Annotated in this window: 19 protein-coding genes; 11 read left to right on the top strand and 8 right to left on the bottom strand. The window is 66.6% G+C overall.

Features of this window, described 5'->3' with window-relative positions; all coding sequences use genetic code 11:
- The first annotated feature begins 71 nt into the window (after positions 1-71).
- The 3 genes from fmdA to E3D03_RS10750 are packed head-to-tail and all read left to right on the top strand — an operon-like array spanning position 72 to position 2,177.
- Positions 72-1,298 (top strand): formamidase, encoded by a 1,227-nt coding sequence (gene fmdA, locus E3D03_RS10760; protein ID WP_263566961.1) that lies wholly within the window; start codon positions 72-74, stop codon positions 1,296-1,298.
- Positions 1,299-1,357: 59 nt separating this feature from the next.
- Positions 1,358-1,870 carry an AmiS/UreI family transporter gene (locus E3D03_RS10755; RefSeq protein WP_062562646.1) on the top strand — a complete coding sequence of 171 codons (513 nt, stop codon included), beginning with the start codon at positions 1,358-1,360 and terminating at the stop codon, positions 1,868-1,870.
- 10 nt (positions 1,871-1,880) lie between these two features.
- Positions 1,881-2,177, top strand: coding sequence for a zinc ribbon domain-containing protein (locus tag E3D03_RS10750; protein ID WP_263566960.1), 297 nt, complete (start codon positions 1,881-1,883; stop codon positions 2,175-2,177).
- Here E3D03_RS10750 and E3D03_RS10745 read toward each other — a convergent pair.
- Complete coding sequence (locus tag E3D03_RS10745) at positions 2,174-2,389, bottom strand: hypothetical protein (protein ID WP_263566959.1); 216 nt, start codon at positions 2,387-2,389, stop codon at positions 2,174-2,176. The genes E3D03_RS10750 and E3D03_RS10745 overlap by 4 nt on opposite strands.
- A gap of 71 nt (positions 2,390-2,460) precedes the next feature.
- On the opposite strand from E3D03_RS10745, the gene E3D03_RS10740 reads away from it, so the two are divergent.
- The 7 genes from E3D03_RS10740 to E3D03_RS10710 all read left to right on the top strand — a co-directional run bounded on the left by E3D03_RS10740 (position 2,461) and on the right by E3D03_RS10710 (position 12,222).
- Positions 2,461-4,302, top strand: coding sequence for a sigma-54-dependent Fis family transcriptional regulator (locus E3D03_RS10740; RefSeq protein WP_062562644.1), 1,842 nt, complete (start codon positions 2,461-2,463; stop codon positions 4,300-4,302).
- A 138-nt stretch (positions 4,303-4,440) separates the two neighbouring features.
- Positions 4,441-6,588 (top strand): hydantoinase/oxoprolinase family protein, encoded by a 2,148-nt coding sequence (locus E3D03_RS10735; protein ID WP_318013727.1) that lies wholly within the window; start codon positions 4,441-4,443, stop codon positions 6,586-6,588.
- Between the two features lie 20 nt (positions 6,589-6,608).
- Positions 6,609-8,924 carry a hydantoinase B/oxoprolinase family protein gene (locus E3D03_RS10730; protein ID WP_263566957.1) on the top strand — a complete coding sequence of 772 codons (2,316 nt, stop codon included), beginning with the start codon at positions 6,609-6,611 and terminating at the stop codon, positions 8,922-8,924.
- A gap of 71 nt (positions 8,925-8,995) precedes the next feature.
- The gene (locus E3D03_RS10725; protein WP_026155474.1) at positions 8,996-9,496 is read left to right on the top strand and encodes an acetone carboxylase subunit gamma; all 501 of its coding nucleotides are present in this window, start codon (positions 8,996-8,998) and stop codon (positions 9,494-9,496) included.
- Positions 9,497-9,632: 136 nt separating this feature from the next.
- The gene (locus E3D03_RS10720) at positions 9,633-10,670 is read left to right on the top strand and encodes a zinc-dependent alcohol dehydrogenase family protein (protein ID WP_263566956.1); all 1,038 of its coding nucleotides are present in this window, start codon (positions 9,633-9,635) and stop codon (positions 10,668-10,670) included.
- Between the two features lie 296 nt (positions 10,671-10,966).
- On the top strand, positions 10,967-11,269 hold the full coding sequence (locus E3D03_RS10715) for a hypothetical protein (protein WP_263566955.1): 303 nt from the start codon (positions 10,967-10,969) through the stop codon (positions 11,267-11,269).
- A 254-nt stretch (positions 11,270-11,523) separates the two neighbouring features.
- On the top strand, positions 11,524-12,222 hold the full coding sequence (locus E3D03_RS10710) for a spermidine synthase (RefSeq protein ID WP_263566954.1): 699 nt from the start codon (positions 11,524-11,526) through the stop codon (positions 12,220-12,222).
- 316 nt (positions 12,223-12,538) lie between these two features.
- Here E3D03_RS10710 and E3D03_RS10705 read toward each other — a convergent pair whose 3' ends face one another.
- Positions 12,539-13,525, bottom strand: a complete 987-nt coding sequence (locus tag E3D03_RS10705) for a putative zinc-binding peptidase (RefSeq protein WP_263566953.1) — start codon at positions 13,523-13,525, stop codon at positions 12,539-12,541.
- 296 nt (positions 13,526-13,821) lie between these two features.
- On the opposite strand from E3D03_RS10705, the gene E3D03_RS10700 reads away from it, so the two are divergent.
- Positions 13,822-14,964 (top strand): YncE family protein, encoded by a 1,143-nt coding sequence (locus E3D03_RS10700; RefSeq protein ID WP_263566952.1) that lies wholly within the window; start codon positions 13,822-13,824, stop codon positions 14,962-14,964.
- Positions 14,965-15,029: 65 nt separating this feature from the next.
- On the opposite strand, the gene ilvD is transcribed toward E3D03_RS10700, so the two are convergent.
- From ilvD to E3D03_RS10670, 6 genes are all read right to left on the bottom strand, one after another.
- Positions 15,030-16,868 carry a dihydroxy-acid dehydratase gene (ilvD, locus tag E3D03_RS10695; protein ID WP_263566951.1) on the bottom strand — a complete coding sequence of 613 codons (1,839 nt, stop codon included), beginning with the start codon at positions 16,866-16,868 and terminating at the stop codon, positions 15,030-15,032.
- A 126-nt stretch (positions 16,869-16,994) separates the two neighbouring features.
- Positions 16,995-17,636, bottom strand: coding sequence for a CDP-alcohol phosphatidyltransferase family protein (locus E3D03_RS10690; RefSeq protein ID WP_263566950.1), 642 nt, complete (start codon positions 17,634-17,636; stop codon positions 16,995-16,997).
- Positions 17,633-18,571, bottom strand: a complete 939-nt coding sequence (locus E3D03_RS10685) for a phosphatidate cytidylyltransferase (protein WP_263566949.1) — start codon at positions 18,569-18,571, stop codon at positions 17,633-17,635. Before E3D03_RS10685 ends, E3D03_RS10690 begins: the two co-directional genes overlap by 4 nt.
- Before the next feature lie 3 nt (positions 18,572-18,574).
- Positions 18,575-19,207, bottom strand: coding sequence for a lysophospholipid acyltransferase family protein (locus E3D03_RS10680; RefSeq protein WP_263566948.1), 633 nt, complete (start codon positions 19,205-19,207; stop codon positions 18,575-18,577).
- A gap of 109 nt (positions 19,208-19,316) precedes the next feature.
- A complete protein-coding gene (locus E3D03_RS10675) occupies positions 19,317-20,288 on the bottom strand; it encodes a Bug family tripartite tricarboxylate transporter substrate binding protein (RefSeq protein WP_263566947.1) in 972 nt (323 codons plus the stop codon).
- A gap of 10 nt (positions 20,289-20,298) precedes the next feature.
- Positions 20,299-21,807: a tripartite tricarboxylate transporter permease gene (locus E3D03_RS10670; RefSeq protein ID WP_263566946.1), complete on the bottom strand. Its 1,509-nt coding sequence runs from the start codon at positions 21,805-21,807 to the stop codon at positions 20,299-20,301.
- Position 21,808 lies beyond the last annotated feature (1 nt).

Below are 21,808 nucleotides of genomic sequence, written 5' to 3'. Positions count from 1 at the left end.
GCGATTACATGCCCGACCCAGGCTGGCGGCGGGGCCGGCCTGCCCGCCGGCCCGCAAGGAGGGAGGAGAACATGTCGAAAACCGTATTCAAGGTGGATCTCAACACGGCCCCCGAACAGGCCACGCAAAAGCCGCACAACCGCTGGCATCCCGACATCCCGATGGTCGAGACCTTCAAGCCCGGCGAGGTGCTGCGCGTCGAATGCTACGACTGGACCGGCGGCCAGATCGGCAACAACGACAGCGCCAACGACATCCGCGACGTGGACCTGACGCGGGTGCATTACCTGTCCGGTCCCTTCGGCTTCGAGGGCGCCGAGCCGGGCGACCTGCTGGTGGTCGACATTCTCGACATCGGCGCGCTGCCCGAGTCGCGCTGGGGCTTCAACGGGCTCTTCGCCAAGGAGAACGGCGGCGGCTTCCTGACCGAACATTACCCGCAGGCGACCAAGTCGATCTGGGATTTCGAGGGCATCTACACCACCTCGCGCCATATCCCCGGCGTGCGCTATCCCGGCCTGATCCATCCCGGCCTGATCGGCTGCCTGCCCGACCACAAGCTGCTGGCCGAGGCGAACCGGCGCGAGGCGGCGCTGATCGCCACCGATCCGAACCGCGTCCCGCCGCTGGCAGCACCACCCCATGCCGCGACCGCGCTGATGGGGCAGATGACCGGCAGCGCCGCGCAAAGCGCCGCCGAGGAGGCCTGGCGCACCGTGCCGCCGCGCGAACATGGCGGCAATTGCGACATCAAGAACCTGTCGCGCGGCTCCAAGGTCTATTTCCCCGTCTATGTGAAGGGCGGCGGGCTTTCGATGGGCGACATCCATTTCAGCCAGGGCGACGGCGAGATCACCTTCTGCGGCGCCATCGAGATGGCCGGCTGGATCGAGATCAAGGTCGATATCATCAAGGGCGGCATGGCGAAATACGGCGTCATCAACCCGATCTTCCGGCCCTCGCCCATCGACCCGCATTTCGACGACTACCTGATTTTCGAGGGCATCTCGGTCGACGAGCACACGGGCGAGCAATATTATCTCGACGCCCATGTCGCCTATCGCCGGGCCTGCCTCAACGCCATCGAATACCTGAAGAAATTCGGCTATTCGGGCGAGCAGGGCTACATGATCCTGGGCACCGCCCCGGTCGAGGGCCGCATCGCCGGCATCGTCGACATCCCCAATGTCTGCGCGACGCTGGCGATCCCGACCGGCATCTTCGACTTCGACATCCGGCCCAATGGCGACGGGCCGAAACGCTCGGTCCCGGACATTCCGGTCGCCAAGACCAGCTGAGGCCACGCGCCCGCGTCCCGGCTTTCGGGGCGCGCGGCTTCACCAGGGAGGAGAGGTCCATGCTGCTTGGTTTTCTATTGTTCTACGTGGGCGCGGTGCTGTTTCTCAACGGGCTGTGGCTCATGGGCCGGATCGAGGATCGCGAGATCGTGGTGATCAACCTGGTCTCGGGCCTGGTCGCCGCGGGCGTGGTGGTGCAGGGCGCCTTCGGTGCGGGGGCGGACCTGCAGACGGTCCGGGCGGCGGCGCTGACGCTGATGTTCAGCACCACCTATTTCTGGGTCGCCCACAACCGCGTCGTTGCGGTCGATGGCCGGGGCCTGGGCTGGTTCAGCCTGTTCGTGGCCATCACCACGGTTCCGGTCTTTCTGCGCGCGCTCGCCGCCGCCGGCTCGCCGACCGAGCTTTGGCTGGCGGGCAACTGGCTGGTCTGGGGCGTGCTCTGGTTCATGTATTTCCTGCTGCTGGCGCTGGGACGGCCGATCCTGCGCGCCACCGCCTGGGTGACGCTGCTGGCCGGGATCGTGACCGGCTGGCTGCCGGGTTTCCTGCTGCTCGACGGATTGATGTGAGGGTCATGCCATGCCGATCTATGATTTCGCCTGCGCCGAACACGGCCTTTTCACCGAGCGCATGAGCTATGAGGCCAGCCTGGCCGGCGCGCCCTGTCCGCATTGCGGCGCGCCCGCCGCGGTGCTGCCGGCCCTGCCGCTGATCAGCACGCTTTCGAGCGGGCTGCGCCGGGCCGAGCGCCGCGCCGAGGCGAGCTCTGCCGAGCCGCGCGTGGTCAAGCGCGGCCACCTGCCGAGCTGCGGCTGCAACCTGTGCAAGAAGAAGGCGCCGCCCACCTCGCGGCGCTGGATGCTGGGGCAATGCTAGCGCAGGCGATTCATGGCCGCGATAGGAGCAATGATCATGCGATCCGGTCTGGCGCTGGAGAAAGGCACGACCGCGCCGCTGGTGCTGAAAACTGGTGCGCCGCCGGATTGTTCGATGCCGTTGCCCGGCGACTGGATGACCGCGGTGCCCTCTGTGGCGCTTGGGGAAATACAGGGGCGGTCGGCGGGATGATGCTTGCCCGGCGTCCGCACGATTCCGATCCGTTTCTTGACATGAGAGGTCCGAGGTTGCCTTATATTCCCCACCTCACAAGAGGCCGGACATGGCTGAGAGCATCCAGAAGGAGGACTGGGAACGCTTTCGCGCCTTGGGGAGCGTGCCCCCAAGCATTCGCGAAATCGTGCTCAGGTCTTGGGTCAGATCACGGGACAGCGTCGGGCTGAGGGGGCTGAAGCGCGCGCCTTCGGTCGCGGAGGACGAATTGCGCGCCATCCGGCTGCGCAACGACCGGCTGCGGCGGGCGGCGCGGGATGCGGTGGCGCGGGCGGGCTACATGCTGGACGGCGCCGGGGCGATGCTGCTGCTTTGCGACCGGTCGGGCATGGTCTTGGACGCCACCGGCGACGCCTATGTCCGGTCCCGCGGCGCGGAAAACCACCTGCATCCGGGCGGGCGCTGGGACGAGCGCGCCATCGGCACCAATGCGATCGGCACCGCGCTGCATCTGGGCCAGCCCGTCAGCATCGCCGGGGTCGAGCATTTCTGCGAAGAGATCCAGCGCTGGTCCTGTGCCGCGGCTCCGGTTCGCGACCCCATGACCAACCATATCCTGGGCGCGGTCGATATCTCGGCGCCTTCGGATGAAAACCTGCGCCAGGGTGCGGCGCTGTCGGTCAGCCTGGCCATGCAGATCGAGGAGGCGCTGCGTCTGCTGGGCCTGCAGGAGCACCAGATCCTGATCGACCGCCTGCTGGCGCGGCGCGGGCGCGGCGGCGAGGAACTGCTGCTTCTGGATCGCTACGGCAACCGGGTCTGGGCCAGCGAGAACTTCGCCCGCATCGAAGAGCGCATCAGCGCCGGCGGGCGCGTGCTGGATGAGCTTGCCGCCAGCCCCGCCCCGGGCGATGAAAGCGACCCTCGCGCGCTGGCCGGGCGGATGCGCGAGGCGCTGCCCGAGGCCGACGTGAACCTGATCTCGGAAAACGGCGAGGCCCTGGGGCTGATGCTGGCCTTTGCCAGCCAGCGTCCGCGCCAGGCCGCGGCGCAGGCCGGGCTTGCCGCCATCGCCGAAACCGGCCCGGCGCTGGCCGCGATCTGCGCCGAGGCGCTGGAGCTGGTGAAAAGCGGGGTGCCCCTGCTGATCAAGGGCGCAGTCGGCAGCGGCAAGGAAACCCTGGCCCGCGCGCTGCATGCCGCGGGTCCGCTGGCGCAACTGCCGCTGGAGGTGGTGGATTGCAGCCTGCTGGATGCCGAGGGCCTGCGCGCAGCGCAGGGCGGTCTTGCCGGTGCGGCGGGCGGCATGCTGGCCCGGCTGGCCGAAACCGGCGGCACGCTGGTTCTGGACGAGCCGGCCGAGACGCCGCTCGGGGTGCAGGCGCTGCTGGCCCAGGCGCTGGCACATCTGGGCCGCGAATCCGGGGTGCCGGTGCAGTTCATCAGCCTGTCCTCGGTCCCGCTGTCCGAGCGCCTGGCGTCCGGCGCGCTGCGGGCGGATCTGCATTTCCGCCTGTCCGGCGCCGTCCTGCGCCTGCCGGCCTTGGCCGAGCGCCGGGCCGATCTGGAGCCGCTGGCAAGGCGGTTCTCGGACCTGTATTCGGACCGGCGCAAGGGCAGCGTCCTGCGCTTTACCCCCGCCGCCATGCTGCGCCTGCAGACCCATGGCTGGCCGGGAAACCTGCGCGAATTGCGCAATCTGATCGAGGCGCTGTCGGCCACCTCCTTCAGCCGGCTGATCGACGTGGCCGACCTGCCGCAGGCCATCGCGCAGGGGCCGGGCAAGGCGCGCGACGACACCCTGCGCGATCGCGAGCGGGCCGAGATCCTGGATGCCCTGGCGCAATGCGGCGGCAACATGACCGAGACGGCGCGGCGGCTGGGGATCTCGCGCTCGACGCTGTATCTCAAGCTGGAACAATACGGCGTGCCGCGCAGCCGTCGCGGCTGAGCCTTCCGCGCTGCGGCGCTGCGTCCGCAGCATGTCCGACGCACTGTCCGAAAACCGGACAACACGGGTCCCGGCCGGCACGACATCCTGACCCTACGCCACGGGGAGGTGGCGCAATGGGAGGAGCAAACCGTGCCATTGGACAAATCCAACAATCGAAAAGTGCAGGTGCTGGGCATCGACGCCGGCGGCACCATGACCGACACGTTCTTCGTGGACAGCGACGGCGATTTCGTCGTCGGCAAGGCGCAATCGACGCCGCAGAACGAGGCGCTCGGCCTGATCGCCAGCGCCAGGGAGGGGCTGGATCACTGGGGGCTGTCGCTGAAGGATGCGCTGTCCGAAATCCAGACCGGCGTCTATTCCGGCACCGCGATGCTGAACCGCGTCGTGCAGCGCAAGGGCCTGCGTTGCGGCCTGATCGTCAATGCCGGGATGGAGGATTTCCACCGCATGGGCCGCGCGATCCAGGCCTATCTGGGCTTTGCCTATGAGGACCGCATCCACCTGAACACGCATTACTACGACGAGCCGCTGGTGCCGCGCCACCTGACGCGCGGCGTCATGGAGCGGGTGGACATGTCCGGCACCGTGGTCATCCCGCTGCGCGAGGATACCGCCCGCCAGGCGGCCCGCGACCTGATCGCGCAGGATGTCGAGGGCATCGTGATCTCGCTGCTGCACAGCTATCGCAACCCGGGCCATGAGCGCCGGGTGCGCGATATCGTGCAGGAGGAAGTGGATGCGTCGGGCAAGAACATCCCGGTCTTTGCCTCGACCGATTATTATCCGGTGCGCAAGGAAACCCACCGCACCAATACCACGATCCTGGAAGCCTATGCCGCCGAGCCCTCGCGCCAGACGCTGAGCAAGATCACCTCGGCCTTCAAGGAGAACGGCTCGAAATTCGATTTCCGGGTGATGGCGACGCATGGCGGAACCATCTCGTGGAAGGCCAAGGAACTGGCGCGCACCATCGTCTCGGGTCCGATCGGCGGCGTGATCGGCGCCAAATACCTGGGCGAGGTGCTGGGCTATTCCAACATCGCCTGTTCGGATATCGGCGGCACCTCGTTCGACGTGGCGCTGATCACCCAGAACGAACTGACGATCCGCAACGACCCCGACATGGCGCGGCTGGTGCTGTCGCTGCCGCTGGTGGCGATGGATTCGGTCGGCGCGGGCGCCGGTTCGTTCATCCGGCTTGACCCCTATACCAAGGCGATCAAGCTGGGTCCGGACAGCGCCGGCTATCGCGTCGGCGTCTGCTGGTCCGAGTCGGGGATCGAGACCGTCACCATCTCGGATTGCCATGTCATCCTGGGCTATCTGAACCCCGACAATTTCCTGGGCGGGCAGGTCAAGCTGGACCGCGAACGCGCCTGGAACGCGATGAAGGAGCAGATCGCCGATCCGCTGGGCCTGTCGGTCGAGGATGCGGCGGCGGGCGTCATCGAACTGCTGGACAGCGACCTGCGCGACTATCTGCGCTCGATGATCTCGGGCAAGGGCTCGACGCCGGGCAACTTCGTCTGCTTCAGCTATGGCGGCGCCGGCCCGGTCCATACCTATGGCTATACCGAGGGACTGGGCTTCGAGGACGTGATCGTGCCGGCCTGGGCGGCGGGCTTTTCCGCCTTCGGCTGCGCGGCGGCGGATTTCGAATATCGCTATGACAAGTCGCTGGACATCAATATCGCCGAGGATGCCTCGGCCGACCTGAAGGTCGCGCAGGCCGAAACCCTGCAAGCCGCCTGGGAAGAGCTGAAGGAGCGCGTGCTCGAGGAATTCGAGATCAACGGCTATGCCGCCGACCGCGTGCAACTGCAGCCGGGTTTCCGGATGCAGTATCGCGGCCAGCTGAACGACCTGGAAATCGAAAGCCCGATCATGCAGGCCCATTCCGCCGGGGATTGGGACCGCCTGGTCGAGGCCTTCAACGACACCTATGGCCGGGTCTATGCCGCCTCGGCGCGTTCGCCCGAACTGGGCTATTCGGTGACCGGCGCGATCATGCGCGGCACGGTGCCGATCCCGAAGCCGAAGATCCCGAAGGAAGCCGAGGCCGGCCCGACCCCGCCCGAGGAGGCCAAGCTCGGCACGCGCAAGTTCTACCGGCACAAGAAATGGGTCGATGCCCAGCTTTACCGGATGGAAGCCTTGAAGCCCGGCAACCGCATCACCGGCCCCGCCGTGATCGAATCCGACGCGACGACCTTCGTGGTGCCGGGCGGTTTCGAGACGTTCCTGGACGGCCACCGCCTGTTCCACCTGAAAGAAGTCTGATTTCCCGGGGAGGAAACAATATGAACATGCAATCCAAAGTCGAGACGCGCGGCATCGTCCGCGGCGGCGAGACGCTGAAGCAGCACCGCGACCGGCTGATGGAGGCCACCAAGCGGACGAAACATTACGCCGGCCTCGACCGGCTGGAGCTGCGCGACAGCGACCCGATCAAATACAACAAGCTGTTCTCGCGGCTTCGCGCCGGGGTAGTGGACGCGCGCGAGACCGCCAAGAAGATCGCCGCCTCGCCCATCGTCGAGCAGGAGGGCGAGCTGTGCTTCACCCTCTACAACGCGGCGGGCGATTCGATCCTGACCTCGACCGGCATCATCATCCATGTCGGCACCATGGGCGCGGCGATCAAATACATGATCGAGAACGGCTGGGAGCAAAACCCCGGCATCAAGGACAAGGACATCTTCTGCAACAACGACAGCCTGATCGGCAATGTCCATCCCTGCGACATCCACACCATCGTGCCGATCTTTCACGAGGGCGAGCTGATCGGCTGGGTCGGCGGCGTGACCCATGTGATCGACACCGGCTCGGTCGGGCCGGGCTCGATGTCCACGGGCCAGGTGCAGCGGTTCGGCGACGGTTATTCCATCACCTGCCGCAAGATCGGCGAGAACGACGAGCTGAAGCGCGACTGGCTGCACGAAAGCCAGCGCATGGTGCGCACCACCCGTTACTGGATGCTGGACGAACGCACCCGCGTCGCCGGCTGCCACATGATCCGCAAGCTGGTCGAGGAGGTGATCGCGGACGAGGGCATCGAGGCCTATTGGAAATTCGCCTATGAATCGGTCGAGCATGGCCGCGTCGGCCTGCAGGCCCGCATCAAGGCGATGACCATTCCCGGCAAGTACCGGCAAGTGGGCTTCGTGGACGTGCCCTATGCGCATGACGACGTGCGGGTGCCCTCCGACTTCGCCAAGGTCGACACGATCATGCACACGCCCTCCGAGATCACCATCCGCCCGGACGGGACCTGGCGGCTGGATTTCGAGGGCTCGTCCCGCTGGGGCTGGCACACCTACAACGCCCATCAGGTCAGCTTCACCAGCGGCATCTGGGTGATGATGACGCAATCGCTGATCCCGACCGAGATGATCAACGACGGCGCCGCCTACGGCACCGAGTTCCGGCTGCCGAAAGGCACCTGGATGAACCCCGACGATCGCCGCGTGGCCTTCAGCTATAGCTGGCACTTCCTGGTCAGTTCCTGGACGGCGCTGTGGCGTGGCCTCAGCCGGGCCTATTTCGGCCGCGGCTACCTGGAAGAGGTCAACGCCGGCAACGCCAATACCTCGAACTGGCTGCAAGGCGGCGGCTTCAACCAGTATGATGAGATCCATGCCGTCAACTCGTTCGAATGCGCGGCGAACGGCGTCGGCGCCACCGCCCACATGGACGGCATCAGCCATGCCGCCGCGGTCTGGAACCCGGAAGGCGACATGGGCGACATGGAGATCTGGGAGCTGGCCGAGCCGCTGGTCTATCTGGGCCGGCAGATCAAGGCCAGTTCCGGCGGCGCCGGCAAGTATCGCGGCGGCTGCGGCTTCGAAAGCCTGCGCATGGTCTGGAATGCCAAGGACTGGACGATGTTCTTCATGGGCAACGGCCATATCAGTTCCGACTGGGGGTTGATGGGCGGCTATCCGGCGGCCTCGGGCTATCGCTTCGAGGCGCATGACACCCGGCTTCAGCAGATCATCGCCGAGGGCGGCGCGATCCCGCATGGCGGCGACACCGACCCCGAGCATCCGGTCTGGGAGGCGATGCTGCCCGATGCGCGCATCAAGCGCGACAAGCAGGCCATCACCACCGAGGCCATGTTCAAGGACTATGACCTTTACCTGAACTACATGCGCGGCGGTCCGGGCTTCGGCGATCCCTTGGACCGCGAGCCTCAGAAGGTGGTCGATGACGTGAACGGCGGCTATCTGCTGCCCCGCTTTGCCGAAAGCGTCTATGGCGTGGTGCTGGCCGCCGCCGGAGACGGACTGCAAGGCGTCGATCAGGCCGCGACCACGGCCCTGCGCAAGCGGATCCGCAAGCAGCGGCTGGAGGAATCGGTGCCGACCCGGGACTGGATGGCGGACGAGCGCAAGCGCATCCTGGCCAAGGATGCGGGCGTGCATGTCCAGCAGATGTTCGCCGCCTCGTTCAAGCTCGGCCCGCGCTTCGAGCAGCAGTTCCGCAGCTTCTGGGACCTGCCGGCCGACTGGCGGCTGATGGAAGCGGATCTGCCGATCCCCTCCTACGGGCGCGAATACTCGATGGACATCTCCGAGCTTCCCGATGTGAAGACGGTGCAATTCGTCGAGGAATGACCGCGCCCCGGCTGCGCCCGTCCCCCTTGGGCGCAGCCGATTCTTTCAAGGCCCATCCAATGGAGGAACCGATGGCCTATACCAAAGCCAAGATCAAAGACCTGGTGGACGGCAAGATCGACCGCGACACCCTGCACACCATGCTTTCGACCCCCAAGGACAAGGAACGCTTCCAGATCTATCTGGAGATCCTGCAGGAACAGGTCGAATGGGACGACCCGATCATCCTGCCGCTGGGGCCCAAGCTCTATATCGTGCAGCGCAAATCCGACAGGAAATGGATCATTCGCAGCCAGGCCGGGCACGATTTCTGCGAATGGGACCAGAACTGGAAACTGCACGCCCGTGTCCGCGTGCGTGAGACCGCCGCGCAGATGGAGGAACTTTATCCCCGGCTGATGGCGCCCTCGCCGGAATGGCAGGTGATCCGCGAGTATTTCTGTCCGATCTCGGGCGATCTGCTGGATGTCGAGGCGCCGACGCCGTGGTATCCGGTGATCCACGACTTCGAGCCCGACATCGAGGCATTCTACAAGGACTGGCTGGGGCTGCCGGTCCCGGAACGCGCCTGAGCGGTCGCTTCCCGATCCGCAAGGGGGTTGGCCATGGCGACATGGCCGCCCCCGGCAATGTCCGAAAATCGGACAGGCAAGGCGCGGCGAAACCGGGTAAGTCTTGTTCCAGCCGTGTCAAGCAGGAGAGCATCAAATGAAAGCTCTGGTTTATCAAGGTCCTGGTCGCAAGGAATGGGTCGAGAAACCAAGGCCCGACATCCAAAAGCCCACCGATGTGATCGTGCGGGTGACGAAAACCACCATCTGCGGCACCGACCTGCATATCCTCAAGGGCGACGTGCCCGCGGTGACCCCGGGTCGCACGCTGGGCCATGAGGGGGTCGGCATCGTCGAGGACGTGGGCGAAGCCGTCGCCAATTTCAGACCCGGCGATGCGGTGCTGATTTCCTGTGTCACCTCCTGCGGGCGCTGCGCCAATTGCAAGCGCCAGCTTTACGCGCATTGCGCCGATGGCGGCTGGATCCTTGGTCACAGGATCGACGGCACCCAGGCCGAATACGTCCGCATCCCGCATGGCGACAATTCGCTTTATCCGATTCCCGAAGGGGTGGACGAAGAGGCGCTGGTGATGCTGTCCGACATCATGCCCACCGGCATGGAGATCGGCGTTCAGGCCGGCCGCGTGAAGCCGGGCGATACCATTGCCATCGTCGGCGCCGGTCCTGTCGGCATGTCGGTGCTGCTGACCGCGCAATTCTACGCTCCGGAACGCATCATCATGATCGACATGGACTCGGCCCGGCTGGAACTGGCGCGGCAATTCGGTGCGACCGACGTGATCCGGGTCGGCGACGGCGATGCGGTCGCCAGCGTCATGGCGCTGACCGGCGGGCAAGGTGTCGATGTCGCGATCGAGGCGGTGGGTATCCCGGCAACCTTCGACATCTGCCAGAAGATCGTCTCGGCCGGGGGCAATATCGCCAATGTCGGCGTGCACGGCAAACCGGTGCAGCTTCACATCGAGGAGCTGTGGATCAAGAACATCAACATCGCCATGGGTCTGGTCTGCACCAATACCACGCCGATGCTGCTGAAGACGCTGCGGTCGGGACGGGTGGATCCCGGCAAGCTGGTGACGCATCGCTTCAAGCTGGACGAGATCCTGCAGGCCTATGACGTCTTCGCCAATGCCGCGCGCGAAAAGGCGATGAAGGTCATCCTCAGCGCCTGAGCGTTCCTGATTTTGGTTCGCGATACCGAGTCCTTCTGTGCCGGGCTGAAGGTCACGCGGCCGCCCACCGGCGGCAAGACGCTGGCTTCGCTGGCCGCGCCCATGCATTGGACCTGTTCAACGCGGCCAAGGTCGAGGAACTTGTGGGATCTGTCCCCTGACCACGCGGCAATATCTGGTGCATCCGCGCGCGCCTGAAATCCGGCGGGTTGGCGGGGCGAGGCGGGGCTGGATAGCTGCGTGTACTGGGAACATGGATCGAAACCCATCACGCCGGCAACCATGGCCGAACCCGGATGAGTCGCTGGATCGAGGTGGCATGGAGCGGCACGCCTGCGCGCTGCACGACCATCGCTGGCGCAAGCACGCGGTCCAGCCCGACAGCGGAGAGCATGTCCCAGTCCCGCTCCTTCCGCCATTATCGTTCAGCGCCGTTTTTCGGTCTCACGCCAATTCAGGCCGGAAAGAACTTCATCGAAGACAAAGTCGACCGTGGCCCACCGCTGCATCACCAATTGCCGAAATGCTCCTTGGTGTCCATCAACGTGATCGGTGGCGGAGCCTGGGTTCTGCATGGAATCGGCGTGGTTGGCGCGTGATTCAGTCCTCGGCTTGCAAGCCGGCGCGGCCGGGGCCATAGTGCCGTCGGCTGCTTTTGCGGCCATTCCAGCGCGACATGGCAGGAGCCGCCAGGCTTGTTCAACCCTTCGGCCATCTTTCCCCTTCTGACCGGACTCAGGGCCAACAATGTCCTTGGGTTGCTTGGTCTTTAAGGGCCGGCAACCCCAAGAATACCGCTGATCCAGTTCTTTGCCGTGCCTCTGGCTGCGGCCTGAAATCCATGGGAAATGTCATGTCATTGTGGGAAACCTTGGCCCGCGCGCGCACCGCGTCGGGTGACGAAATCGTGCTTCGGCAGCGCGGGGAAATCTATGAAATCCGCTATAACGGCATCGAGCTGATGTCCAACCTGAACCACCAATCGGAAATGCAGCTGGCCATGCGGTCGATGTGGCGCTTGAATTTCCAGGCGAACCGGGTGCTGATCGGCGGTCTTGGCCTTGGCTACAGCCTGCGCGCGCTGCTGGATCTTGCCGCCTCGGACGCCGAGGTCACGGTCTGCGAGATCATTCCCGAGGTGGTCGCCTGGAACCGCGGGCAGCTTGCCCATCTGGCGGGAAGCCCGCTGCACGATCCGCGCAGCAGGCTGGTGGTCGGCGACGTGCGCGATCATCTGGCTTCGTCGAAAGGGCGTTATGATCTTATCCTGCTTGATACGGACAACGGGCCGGATTTCGTGGTCAGGCCCGAAAACGAAAGCTTGTACCAAGACCGTGGCATTGCCGACGTGGCCGAGGCGCTGACCCCGGGCGGGGTGGCCGCATTCTGGTCGGCGACCGCTTCCAGCAGGTTCGAAGGAACATTGTCGAGATATCCTTGGAGCTGGATCAGGGAGGATATCGCTCTTGTTCCCGGTCGCGTTGACGCAATGCATCACATCTACAGTTGCGCTTTCGATTCCCGGGTGCTGGGGCTGAAGCAGGCGAGTTGAGGTCTGGAAGACGGGCGGCCAACGGCTGACATAAGCTATGGTTGCAGCCGGATGATTTTCTGGTGAGGAACAGCGGCCGAGCTGGCGAGCCGGTTCGGCCTGCTGCTCGACGGTGCGTCGGGCGTGTTCGAACGCGGGGGCCGCAAGAAGTCCGAGATTGACGAGGCGCAGATGAAGGAACTCGACGCCAGATCGGGGAGCTGGCGGCGGCCAACTCTTTTTTGGAAAGATACTAAAGCCCGACAACATTTTATCGAGAGGCTGCGGCGGACCCTGAATTACGCCAGATCTGTCCAAAGCTCGGCGAGTAGCTCAGTTAGCGCGCGTCCTCCGGCGCCATGGTCGCGCCGAAGGACAGCCAGTGCAGCGCGAATTTCAGCTTTTCGCGCGTCGTGTCGGTCAGCACGAAGGGATAGACGTCGGGATTGTCCAGCGCCCGGTTGATCTCGTTCACCGCCAGCGCCACGGCACCCGCGACCTGCAGCAGGTGGTCGCCGTCGGCATCGGCATAGGCGTCATAGCCGGGCGGCGGGATCGCCAGCCCGGTCAGCCCGGCCGCGACCAGGCTGTCGGTCATGTCGACCAGATGCAGCACATGCGCCGCGGTCTCGGCCCAGTCCTCATGCGGGTGCATGGTGGCATAGGCGGTGACGTAGCGCTCGCCCGGGGGTTGGGGATGGGCGTAATGCCGCGCGCGCGCGGCGGCGTAATCGGCGCGCTCGTCGCCGAACATGGTGCGGAAGGCCACCAGGAAACCGGGCAGCGCCGAGAGCCGCTGGAACAGGAAATGCGCGATCTCGTGGCGCATGTGGCCGATCATCGAGCGGTAGAGCTCGCCCAGCTGCTGCTGGCGCGCCAGGCGCAGCGCCGGGTCGGCCTCGGCCACGTTGATGGTGATGACGCCGTCGGCATGGCCCATGCTGACCGGCACCGAGGCCCCGCCGATGCGCTCCGAGAGCATCTCGAAGACCGGGCGCGGGCCGGGGTCGGCATCGGTGAACCACTCCCAGCGGGCAAGATTCGCCAGCACCCAGCGCAGCGCCGCCGCGCTTTTCGCCCAGAGCGCGCGGTTCTCCGCGACCGAGAGGTCCGGGATCGTCACGACCGCCCGGCAGGAGCGGCAGAGCCCGGTCTCCGCCTCGGCCATCCAGTTGCAGCCGATGTCCTGCGCCTGCGCGCAGGGGATGCCGTTCGGGACGAAGCCGCCGGCTTCGGGGTCGAAGGTCAGGGCCGCGCCGCAGGCGCAGATCGTGTTCTGGAAATAGACCTTCTGCCCGCAGTGCGGGCATGTCAGATGCTGCATTGCGCCGGTGCCTTTCTGGTGCCTGCGACGAACGACGCCGGCACCGGATGGGTTCCGCGTGAAGGAGCGGATGATTTCCGACTGTTTGCATCGGACATTGCGCGATCGCGGAAATCTGCCTAGACAGGCGGACAAAGCTGGCAGGCGGCCCCCCGGTGACGCGCAATCGACCCTTGTTTCGGCTCTCCCGCGCCGGGCGGCGCCTGTCCGGCGCGGGCGGCGCAAGCTGGCGCGCCGCGAAACGCGGGTCTCGCGCTTCCGAGGTTTTCGACGCAAGGACAGAAGAAGGACACGGAATGAGGAAAACATTTGCCAAACGCGCGATCCTGCCCCTGCTGCTGGCGATGACGCTGGCCGCCCCCGCCTTGGCGCAGGACTCGGCCGCCTTGGTCCAGCCCGCGGGCTATGCCGATGCGGTGATGCGCCAGGACATCATCCCCGGCGCCTACGAGATCCTGGACGATCCCGACCAGGGCGTGCTTTTCGTCGCCTCGAACCCCAGCTTCGAGGGGCCGAGCGCCGGCTATGTCTGGCTGCTCGACCGCGACGACCTCAGTGTGAAACGCCGCATCCAGCTGCCCGACGGCGCCTTTGCCTTGGCGATGGACCGCGACCTGGGCCGGCTTTACGTCGGCAATACCATGAGCGGCAAGCTGAGCATCCTCGATGCGCAAAGCGGCGTCCTGACCGGCACGGTCCAGCTGGGCCAGAAGGACGGCGAGGGCTATGAGCATACCCGCATGGTCGCGGTCGATGAAAAGACCCACCGCGTCTATGTCACCAGCCCGACCGACAAGGGCGCGCTGTGGATCGTGGACGGCGAAAAGGCCGAGCTGGTCAAACGCGTCGACGGTTCGGGCCTGTGGTCGGCGGCCTTGGCCGTCGACAGCGACAAGGGCCGGGTCTATGTCGGCGGCGGCGGCATCGACGAGGTCGCAGTCTATGACGCCGCCTCGGGCGAGCGGGTCGGCGGTTTCTCGACCGGCGACACCAAGGGCACGGCCAAGGACGATTCCAAGCATTTCTTCGTCAACCTGGCGCTGGACGCGCAGGGCGGGCGGCTTTTCGCGGCCGATGCCAACTCCGGCCAGATCTATGTCTTCGGCACCGAGGACGGCAAGCTGATCGGCACGGTCCCGGCCGGCACGGGCACGCTGGACGTGGTCTATAACGCGGATCGCGACGAGGTCTATGCCACCACCCGCGGCGTCAGCAAGGAGCAGCCCAAGGGCACCGGCAAGCTGGTGGTGATCGACGCCAAGGCCTTGGCGGTCAAGCATGAACTGTCGCTGCCGACGCATCCGAACAGCCTGGAGGTCAGCCAGGACGGCAAGCTGCTGTTCGTGACCGTCAAGGTGCCGCATGGCGACGAGCACCCGGATTTCCGCAAGGACGCGGTGGATTCGGTGCTGCGCGTGGACCTGTCCAAGCTGGACTGATCCCGGCCCGAGACGCAAAAGGGGCGCCCGCGCGGCGCCCCTTTTTCATGTCCTGCCGCCGGGCCTTATTCCGGCAGCACCCGCACCGCGCCCTTGTCGGCGGAGCTTGCGAATTGCGCATAGACCCGCAGCGCGTCCGAGATCTGGCGCTGGCGTTTCTGCGCCGGTTTCCAGCCCTTGGCGTCCTGCTCGGCCCGGCGGGCGGCCAGTTCCTCGTCCGGGACGGCCAGGTGGATGGTGCGGTTCGGGATGTCGATCTCGATCCGGTCGCCGTCGCGGACCAGGCCGATGGTGCCGCCGGCCGCCGCCTCGGGCGAGGCATGGCCGATCGACAGCCCCGAGGTGCCACCCGAGAAGCGGCCGTCGGTGATCAGCGCGCAGGCCTTGCCCAGGCCCTTCGACTTCAGGTAGCTGGTCGGATACAGCATCTCCTGCATGCCCGGCCCGCCTTTCGGGCCTTCATAGCGGATGACGACCACGTCGCCGGCCTCGACCTTGCCGGTCAGGATGCCCGAGACGGCCGCGTCCTGGCTTTCATAGACCTTGGCCGTGCCGGAGAAGACCAGGATCGATTCGTCCACGCCCGCCGTCTTCACGATGCAGCCGTCCAGCGCGATATTGCCGCGCAGCACCGCCAGCCCGCCGTCCTTGGAAAACGGCGTCTTCGCGGAGCGGATCACGCCCTTTTCCCGGTCGGTGTCCAGGTCCGGCCACAGCGTCGCCTGGCTGAAGGCGGTCTGCGTCGGCACGCCGCCCGGGGCGGCCAGGAACAGTTCGCGTGCGGCCGGGTCGTTCGATTTCGCGATGTCCCATTGATCGATGGCGGCGCCGATGGTGGGGGCGTGGACCGTGGTGCAGTCGCGGTCGATCAGCCCGGCGCGGTCCAGTTCGCCCAGGATGGCCATGATGCCGCCGGCGCGGTGGACGTCCTCCATATGCACGTCGGCCTTGTTCGGCGCGACCTTGCAGAGGCACGGCACCTTGCGCGACAGCCGGTCGATGTCGTCCATGGTGAAATCGACGCCGCCTTCCTGCGCCACCGCCAAGAGGTGCAGCACGGTATTGGTCGAGCCGCCCATGGCGATGTCCAGCGCCATGGCGTTCTCATAGGCCGATTTCCGGGCGATATTGCGCGGCAGCACCGAATCGTCGTCCTGTTCGTAATAGCGCTTCGCGATCTCGACCGCGCGGCGCCCGGCCTCCAGGAACAGCCCCTTGCGCAAGGCGTGGGTGGCGAGCGTCGAGCCGTTGCCGGGCAGCGACAGACCCAGCGCCTCGGTCAGGCAGTTCATCGAGTTCGCGGTGAACATGCCCGAGCAAGAGCCGCAGGTCGGGCAGGCGGCTTCCTCGATGGCGGCCAGATCGGCGTCCGAGACGGTGTCGTCGGCCGCCGCGACCATGGCGTCCACCAGGTCCAGCGCCACGGTGCGCCCGTCGCCCAGCGTGACCTTGCCCGCCTCCATCGGCCCGCCCGAGACGAAGATCGCCGGGATGTTCAGCCGCATCGCCGCCAGCAGCATGCCGGGGGTGATCTTGTCGCAGTTCGAGATGCAGACCATGGCGTCGGCGCAATGCGCGTTCACCATGTATTCCACCGAGTCGGCGATCAGCTCGCGCGAGGGCAGGGAATACAGCATCCCGTCATGGCCCATGGCGATGCCGTCGTCCACGGCGATGGTGTTGAATTCCTTGGCGATGCCGCCGGCCGCCTCGACCTCGCGCGCGACCATCTGGCCCAGGTCCTTCAGGTGGACGTGGCCGGGCACGAATTGGGTGAAGCTGTTGACGATGGCGATGATGGGCTTGCCGAAATCGCTGTTCTTGACCCCGGTGGCGCGCCAGAGGCCGCGGGCCCCTGCCATATTGCGGCCATGGGTGGTGGTGCGGGAACGATATGCGGGCATGGCTTCGGTTCTCTGGTCTGGTTGTCCGGGCTGGGGCGCCTGTTAGCACGGCAGGCCGGCCGAGTTCAGCCCCCCTGACGCGATTCTTTGACAAATCTGGTGCCGCCCTGTCCGCGAGGCAAGGGCCTAGCCGCGCATCCGGCGCAGGATGCGCAGGCTGCGGCGGATCACGGTCGCCGCCGTCAGCGCCAGAACCAGCCACAGCGCCCAGGCCAGGATCGGCCAGCCCCAGCTCGCGATCAGGCCCGCGACCTGCGCCAGCGCGCCCAGCGTGACCACCGCCATGCGATGCGACTTGGCCCCCGGCCCGCTGAAATCCGAGCCGAAGCCCGCCGCCCGGCCGAATTCGCGCAGATAGGCGGTCAGGATCGCCAGCGCCCCGGCCAAGAGGCCAAGCTCGAGCTGCCCCGAGGCCATGCCGAAGCCCGCCAGGATCAGCAGGTCGGACAGCCGGTCCGGCACCTCGTTCCAGAAGGCGCCGTCGGGGCCGGCCATGCCGCCCTCGACCGCGACCAGCCCGTCGAAGAGGTTGCAGAGCAGCCGCAATTGCGTGAACGCCGCGCCCAGCAGCAGAAGCAGCCCCGCCGCCCAGAGCGGCCCGACCACCCCCGCCGTGGCGAAGGCGCCGCCCGCCAGCGCCGCCGCCACGACCGAGCCGGCCGAGATGCGGTTCGGCGCCACGCCGCGCGCGACCAGCCGCCGCGTCACATGCGCGGCCCATTTCGTGTTGCGGCTGGCGATCGGCCGCCGGCTGAAATCCTCGGTCATAACCACCCCCATGCCAGGATATGCAGAAAGACCGGGGCCGAGAACACCAGGCTGTCCAGCCGGTCCAGGATGCCGCCATGGCCCTGCACAAGCGTGCCCCAGTCCTTGACGCCGCGGTCGCGCTTGATGGCGGACATGATCAGCCCGCCCAGGAAGCCGAACGTGGTCACGGTCAGCGCGACCAGCCCGGCCTGCCACCAGCCGAAGGGCGTGAAGGGCGCCAGCGCCACCCCCAGCGCGCTGGCGCTGAGCACGCCGCCGACCAGCCCCTCGACCGTCTTCGAGGGCGAGACGCGCGGTGCCAGCAGATGCCGCCCCAAGGCCTTGCCCCAGACATATTGCAGCACGTCCGAGGCCTGCACGACCAGGATCAGCCAGGCGACCAGCGTGAAGGCGCTGTAGCGATAGCCGGGAATGTCCAGCGTCAGGATCGCCGGGATATGCGAGACGCAATAGACGCAGACCATCAGCGCCCATTGCGTTTCCGAAACCCGGGTCAGAAAGCCCTGCACCTCGCCCTTCAGGACGGTGACGACGGGCAGCAGCAGGAAGCAATAGACCGGGATCAGCAGCGCGGCAAAGACCGGGACCTCGAAATAGACCAGCAGGTATTGCAGCGGCAGCACGGCGTAGAAGGCGATGGCGAGCCCGTCGTGGTCGTCGCGCCGGGTATGGGTGATGGTGGCGAATTCGCGCAAGCCGGCCATGGAGCAGAGCGCGAAGAACAGCGTGATCGCCCCGGCGCCCAAGGTAAAGATCAACGCCAGCACGCCGATCATCACCCACCAGGCCCGGATGCGGTCGGCGAGGTTGCCGGCCATCTCGCCCCGGACCCGGCCCGAGCGGATCAGCAGCCGCGCGACAGCCGAGGCGAGCAGCAGGAAGGCGAAGAGCCCGTAGAAGAAAAAGGCCGAGGGGGAATGGAAACGGTCCATGGCTCAGCCTTTCGCCTGGCTCAGCGCCAGCATGGCGGCGCCGAGGCGGGACAGGAAATCGTCGCGGGTCTCAAAGGTCTCGGGGTGCATGGGCGGGCCGAAGCGCACGGCGCAGTTCAGCGGCACCGGCAGGAAGGCGCCCTTGGGCAGGATGCGGTCCAGGTTCAGGATCCAGGCCGGCACGATCTCGGCCTGCGGCACCGCGCGGGCCAGGTGAAAGATGCCGGATTTCAGCGGCAGCAGCCGGGCATCGGTCAGGTTGCGGGTGCCCTCGGGGAAAAAGATCACGTCCTCGCCGCCCTGCAGCACCGCGGCCACGGTGGCGATGGGGTCGCCGCGGCGGCTGGCCGGGTCGCGGTCGATCAGCACGGCGCGGAACACCTCGTTCGCGATCCAGGCCCGCAGGTCCGAGCGTTCCCAGTAATCGGCGCCGGCGACGGGCCGGGTGCGGGCGCGAGCTGCGGGCGGCAGCACCGACCACAGCGCCACGAAATCGGCATGGCTGACGTGGTTCGCGACCAGGATGCGCGGCTGGCCCGAGGGCGGCGGCAGGTCGATGGCCCGCAGGCTCAGCAGGGCGCGGGCGGTCCCGACCAGCCCCGCACGGGTCAACCGCACCGCCGTCGTCGCCGTCATGCCCTTTCCCCCACCGCATTGGTTCTGCGGCCTTTCCTGCCATGAAACCATGCGGGAATGAAAGGGGCCGGGTCGCGCGGACCCGGCCCCTGGAGCGCATGCCGCTGCGTCAGTCCAGGCTGACGTTCGCGTCGCGCACCACGGGTTCCCATTTCGCCATCTCGGCCTTGACGTGTTCGGCCAGCGCCTCGGGGGTCGAGGCGACGATGCTGGCCGAGAATTCCTTCATCCGCTCGGCCACGGCCGGGTCGGCCATGGCCTCCAGCGCCGCCTTGTTCAGCGCCGCGACCACCTCGGGCGGGGTGCCGGCCGGGGCGAAAAGCGCATTCCAGGTATAGGTCTCGTATCCCGGCAGGGTCTCGGCGATGGCCGGCACGTCGGGGAAGCTGGGCGCGCGTTCCGCCGTCGTCACCCCCAGCGCCCGCAGCTTGCCCGAGGCGATATGCCCCGAGGCCGAGGGCAGGTTGTCGAAGATGATCGGCACCTGGTTGCCCAGCACGTCGGTCAGCGCCGGACCCGAGCCCTTGTAGGGGATATGGGTGATGTCGACGCCCGCCATGGACTTGAAAAGCTCGCCCGACAGGTGCAGCGGCGTGCCGTTCCCGGACGAGGCATAGGCCAGCGTGCCGGGCTCTTTCTTGGCGAGGTCGATCAGCTCCTGCACGCTGTTGACCGGCAGTTCGGGGTTCACCGCCAGCACGTTCGGCACCAGCACCAGCAGCGAGATCGGGGCGAAATCCGCCACCGGGTCATAGGGTTTCTGCTTCAGGATCAGCGGGTTCAGCGCATGGGTGGCGACAGTGGCCATCAGGATCGTATAGCCGTCGGGATCGGCCTTGGCGACCTGGGCCGCGCCCAGGCTGCCGCCGGCGCCGCCGACGTTCTGCACGATCACCTGCTGGCCCAGGGCGGCGCCCATCTTGTCGGCGACGATGCGCCCGACCACGTCGGTCGAGCCGCCGGCGGCAAAGGGGATGACCAGGGTGATCTGGCGGTCGGGGAATTCGGCGCGGGCGGCGCCGGCCAGCCCCAGCGCCATGGCGGCGCCCAGAAGCAGGCGGCGGGTGATGGATGCGGTCATCCGTTTCCTCCTATGCATCGCTTTCGGTAAAGACCTCGTCCCGCCGCTTGCGGATCTGCGGCGTGAAGACCAGCACCAGCACGGCCGCCGCCATCAAGAGCAGCACCAGGCTGATCGGACGGGTCACGAAGGTCGAGGGATCGCCGCGCGACAGGATCATGGCGCGGCGCAGGTTTTCCTCCAGCAGCGGGCCCAGCACGAAGCCCAGCAGCAAGGGCGCCGGCTCGCAGCGCAGCTTGGTCATGACATAGCCCAGCAGCCCGAAGAAGGCGACCGCGAACAGGTCATAGGTGTTCGTCGCCACCGAATAGACCCCGATCGAGCACATCGCCATGATGATCGGGAACAGCACGTAATAGGGCACGGTCAGCAGCTTCACCCACAGCCCGATCAAAGGCAGGTTCAGCACCACCAGCATCAGGTTGCCGATCCACATCGACGCGATGATGCCCCAGAAAAGCTGCGGCTGTTCGCTGACCACGTTCGGCCCCGGCACGATGCCCTGGATGATCATCGCGCCGATCATCAGCGCCATCACCGGGTTCGCCGGGATGCCCAGGGTCAGCAGCGGGATGAACGAGGTCTGCGCGCCCGCGTTGTTGGCGCTTTCCGGCCCGGCGACGCCGGCCAGCGCGCCCTTGCCGAATTCCCCGGGGTTTTTCGACAGCTTCTTCTCGACCGTGTAGCTGGCGAAGCTGGCGAGGATCGCGCCGCCGCCGGGCAGGATGCCCAGCACCGAGCCGACGCCGGTGCCGCGCAGCACCGGGCCGATCATCTGCTTCAGCTCCGCGCCGGTCGGGAACAGGCGGTTGATGTTCCTGGTCATCACCTCGCGGTCGTGCTCGTCCTCGAGGTTGCGCAGGATCTCGGCGATGCCGAAGACCCCCACGGCGAGCGCGACGAAGTTCAGCCCGTCGGCATATTGCGTGATGCCCAGGGTAAAGCGCGGCGTGCCGGTATAGATGTCGGTGCCGACCATGCCCAGAAGCAGACCCAGCACCACCATGGCCAGCGCCTTCAAGACCGAGCCATGCGCCAGCGCCACCGACATCACCAGACCCAGCACCATCAGGCTGAAATACTCGGCCGCGCCGAATTTCAGCGCGATCTCGGTCAGCGGCGGGGCGAAGATCGCGACCAGGAAGGTCGAGACCGTGCCGGCGAAGAACGACCCCAGCGCCGCCACCGACAGCGCCGTGCCCGCCCGGCCCTTGCGCGCCATCTGGTAGCCGTCGATGGCGGTCACCGCCGAGGAGCTTTCGCCCGGCATGTTGATCAGGATCGCCGTGGTCGAGCCGCCATATTGCGCGCCGTAATAGATGCCGGCCAGCATGATCAGCGCGCTGACCGGCTCCAGCTGGAAGGTGATCGGCAGCAGCATGGCGATGGTCGCGGTGGCGCCGATGCCGGGCAGCACGCCGATCAGCGTGCCGAGGATGACGCCGATCAGGCAGAAGGCCAGGTTCGCCAGCGACGAGGCGACCGAAAAACCCATGGCAAGGTTGGAAAGCAGGTCCATG

Source organism: Paracoccus sp. DMF (genome assembly GCF_004407025.1).
GTDB lineage: Bacteria > Pseudomonadota > Alphaproteobacteria > Rhodobacterales > Rhodobacteraceae > Paracoccus > Paracoccus aminovorans_B.
Note: the sequence above shows the minus strand (reverse complement) of the source record. Positions and strands in the feature narration are given on the sequence as shown.